This window comes from Pseudomonas sp. GM49 (assembly GCF_000282355.1).
In the GTDB taxonomy this organism is placed as follows: domain Bacteria; phylum Pseudomonadota; class Gammaproteobacteria; order Pseudomonadales; family Pseudomonadaceae; genus Aquipseudomonas.
On record NZ_AKJL01000310.1, the window covers coordinates 1 to 3935 of the forward strand.

A 3935-nucleotide genomic window follows, 5' to 3' on the forward strand; every position below is an offset into this window, starting at 1 on the left:
CCGCTCCCACAGGGTTCTGCGGTGAGTGCAATATTTGCGTACACCACAAATCACTGTGGGAGCGAGCCTGCTCGCGATGGCGGAGTGTCAGACAACAAAAATCTCAGATACGAAAACTCCCCACCAACTGATTCAACCGCCCGGCCTGTTGCTCCAGCTCGGTACAAGCCCGCAACGTCGCTTGCAAATTCTCCACCCCTTGCTGGTTCAGGCTGTTGATCCGGGTGATGTCGACGTTAAGGGCTTCGACCACCGCCGTCTGTTCTTCCGTGGCAGCGGCGACGGACTGGTTGACGTTGTCGATCTCGCCGATGCGCTGGGTCACGCTGCCCAGGCGGGAGCCGGCGAGGTTGGCGATGGTGACGCTTTCTTCGCTGTGGCGCTGGCTCTCGGTCATGGTGGTGACTGATTCGCGTGCGCCCACTTGCAGCTCCTCGATCATCTGCTGGATCTCCAGCGCCGAGGCCTGGGTGCGGCCGGCCAGGCTGCGCACTTCGTCCGCCACTACCGCAAAGCCACGACCCGCTTCACCGGCCCGCGCCGCTTCAATGGCCGCGTTGAGCGCCAGCAGGTTGGTCTGCTGGGAGATGCCCTTGATCACTTCGAGGATCTGCCCGATGTTCACGGTCTTGTCGTTGAGCACTTCGATGTTGGCGCACGAGGTACTGATCTTGCCCGACAGTTCGTTCATCACCTCGATCGTGCGTTGCACCACCTGGCGTCCGTCCTCGGCCTGTTGCCGGGCACTGGACGCCTGGTGCGAGGCATCGCTGGCGTTGTGGGCGATCTCCTGGGCGGCCGCGCCCAACTGGTTGATCGCCGCCGCCACGCTACTGGTGCGGGTGGATTGATCGTCGAAATTGCTCAGCGAAGCGTTCGATGCATTCAGCACGCGCCGCGCCCCTTCATTGACGCCGAGGGCCGCCGAGGACACCTCGCGCATCGACTGGTGGATGCGTTCGATAAAGCGGTTGAAGGCGGTCGCCAGTTGACCGATTTCATCCCGCGATTGCACCTGCAGGCGCCGGGTCAGGTCGCCTTCGCCGAGGGAGATATCCTCCATCACGCGGGTCAGCACTTGCAGCGGCCGGGTAATGCGCAGCGCCGTGTACCCGATCAACAGCAGGCCGAGCAGGGCCGAACCGCCACCGAGGAGCAATTCCAGCGCGGTGCTTTGCTCGCCTTGGGCATCGAGTTCCTTTTGCAAGGTGGTCACCGGCGCCAGCAAGACATCTTGCGGCACGCCGACCAGCACGCCCCATGGCGCGGCGCCGACAATCGGTGACAGCGGCTCTAGCACCTTGATCTGCCGGGCGTCGACAAACACTTTGGGTTCGCCCTGGCGCAAGGCGTCCATCACCTCGGCGCTGTCCACCGGCTGGCCGAGGCGGCTGACGTCCTGGCTGTTGGCGGAGATCACCCCGCGCGGGCTGACGATGCTGATCTGACCGTTGCCCTCGAACAACTGACGGGCGCTGGCCTGGCTGTTCTGTTGCAGGGCGGCGAGGTTGATGTCGAGCCCGACCACGGCGATCACCTTGCCGTTTTCCAGCAGCGGGAAGGCCACGCTGGTCACCAGTTTGCGGCTGCCGGATGCTTCGTCGAAATAAGGCTCGAGCACACAGGCCTGACGGGTGTCGCGGGCGCAGGTATAGAAGGCGTTGTAGGGCGCACCGCTCGGCCCCGGCTCGGTGTTGGCGAGCAGGCCTTCGTCGCCGATCACCGCTTGCAGTTCGCCGGGTTTGCTCTGCACCCAATACAGGGCGAAGCGCCCGGTTTCGTTGCTGCCAATGTCCGCCTGGTGGGCGAAAGCGGCGTCGTCGCCGTCGAGTCCACCGGGTTCGAAAATGACATAAAGCCCGAGCAGGTCGGGCTTGTCGATAAGGGCCTGGTGAAGCTGGGTGCTCAGCTCGCTGCGCAGTTGCTGGCGGGTCAGGCTGCCCTGTTGTTGCAGCTGTCGCAGGTACAACAGGTAGCGCGATAACCCCTGGCCGTATTCGTGGGTCTGCATGAAGGTGCGTTGCACTTGCATGGCCTGCACTTTGCCCAGGGCCTGCATGTGTTCCCTGGCCGCATTGGCGAGCATGTCACCACTGGCTTGCGCAACCTGCTGGCTGCTCTTGTGGGTCTGATAGAGCGACAAGCCCATCAGCAGGCCGACGACCAGCAACAGGCAGAGCCCGGCAAGGAGGGCGATCTTGCTCTGGATCGTCAGGAGCTTCTTGTGCATTGGAAATACCTTTTTCCACGTGGGCAATGACGCCGTCATTGCCCACGGCCGAGGTTAGAAACCGGTGACGAACAGCAGTTGGGCGTAGACGTTCCGGTCGTTGTTGCCCAGTTGCGTGCCGCCATTTTCGGCGCTCTTGTCCGGCTGGTAGATGCCCACCAGCGGCATCACGGTCAGGTGGTCGTTGACGTGCCATTCGGCATACAGGTCGACTTCGTGGCCGTCGGTATTGCCCAGGCTGCGATCGATGGTGTCGAAGTTGAAGTACAGCGCGCCCAGGTTCAGGTTTTCCAGTGGCGAGACTTTCAGCCCGACGTTCTGAATCCGCGAGTTGCTGTTGAACGGCCCGGCGTAGTTGCCCGCCACTTCACCCTGGAACCAGGTGCCATAACCACGGCTCATGCCGTAGAACAAGGTGTCGTAGCCTTCCGAGAAGCGGCTGTAGCGGTAGCTGACGTTCGGGGTCCAGATCGCGTCGGAGAAGGTCCAGCCGGCTTCCAGGTACCAGGCGTCTTCGGTGGCGGCGTGGGGTTTGTCCTGCTTGGCGTATTCACCGGACAGGAACAGGTCTTTCACTCCGGCATTGCCTGTGGCACGCAGGCTGTAGGTCTTCATGCCGTCGCGTTCGAGCTGGATTGGAGAGGCGTACTGTTCGTCGATGTCGGTGGTCTTGATGTAGGTCAGGCCCACCGTGCCGGCCTCGGCCACATGCTCCAGGGTGCCGACGTACATTTCGGTCTTGGCCTGGGCGCGGTTGTCGGACTTGAGCCACATCAGGTCGCTGCGCCAGCCTTCCTTGCCGCCCAGGCGCAATACGGCGGTTTCGTCGAAGGCTTTGCGAGCGGCCAGGTAGTAGGCGCCGCCACGGTTGAACTCGCCGTCGGCCAGGCCCTTGCCCATGTTCAGGGCGTCGCCGTTGATCAGGAAGCCATCACCGACCACGATGTTCTGGCGGCCGAAGGACAGGTCCACACCGTCCTTGCCCAAGGCGCTGAACAGATCGGCCGAACGCCAGCCGAGGTAGGCGTCTTCGAACTTTGTGGTGCGTTCCGAGCCATCGCTGAAACCGGCGGCGTCGCCGTCGCCCCAGGTGCCGGAGCTGAGCAGGTTGCCCGCGCCGTAAGCCGTGCCCGCACCGCCCAGGCCCTTGTCGAAACTCAAACCGTATTTGATGTAGCCCTCGCGCCACGACGAGGAACCTTCGTCGAGACGGCCGGACAGGGCGTAGTTTTCCTGGCTGTGGAAAATGCCGAACGCGGCTTCGAGGGTGGCGTTCAGATGGCTGTCATCATCGGCGTACAGCTCATAGGCATTGGCCTGGCCGGCGCTGATCATCAGCGCGAGCGTCGAGAGACGAAGCAAGGGGGACTTGAGCATGGTGTGGCATCCGTTCTTGTTCTTGAGCGCAGGTTTGCGGTCTGCCCGGATACTAAGTCGCGGCTTTTGTTTGCCCTTTTCCCTGTTTGCCAATTAGTTGGTTGTGCATGCCAGATTGTCCGGTTTGGCAGCCCCGCCAACATAACTGGCACGCAGGGCAAAACCTGCCGGCCGGCGACCACCGACAATCCCTACCAAGCTGTCGAAGCACCCTGGCCTCGGCATTTTTTGGTGTTGGCGTTCGCCTGCCGGCGAGCGCGTGGATTTTCAAGGGCGTTTTCTTATGTTCACTTCGCTGCGTTTGCCCCTCATCGGCTTGCTGTCCTTC

The 3935-nt window shown here is 62.5% G+C and carries 1 protein-coding gene and 2 pseudogenes; all 3 read right to left on the reverse strand.

Going from position 1 to position 3935, the window contains the following annotated elements:
* Nucleotides 1-103: 103 nt before the first annotated feature.
* Nucleotides 104-1129: pseudogene (locus PMI29_RS33225) on the reverse strand (methyl-accepting chemotaxis protein); the annotation flags it as partial.
* Between the two features lie 372 nt (nt 1130-1501).
* Nucleotides 1502-2269, reverse strand: a pseudogene (locus PMI29_RS33230) (cache domain-containing protein); the annotation flags it as partial.
* Between the two features lie 15 nt (nt 2270-2284).
* Nucleotides 2285-3607 carry a hypothetical protein gene (locus tag PMI29_RS02100; protein ID WP_008003831.1) on the reverse strand — a complete coding sequence of 441 codons (1323 nt, stop codon included), beginning with the start codon at nt 3605-3607 and terminating at the stop codon, nt 2285-2287.
* Nucleotides 3608-3935: the final 328 nt, after the last annotated feature.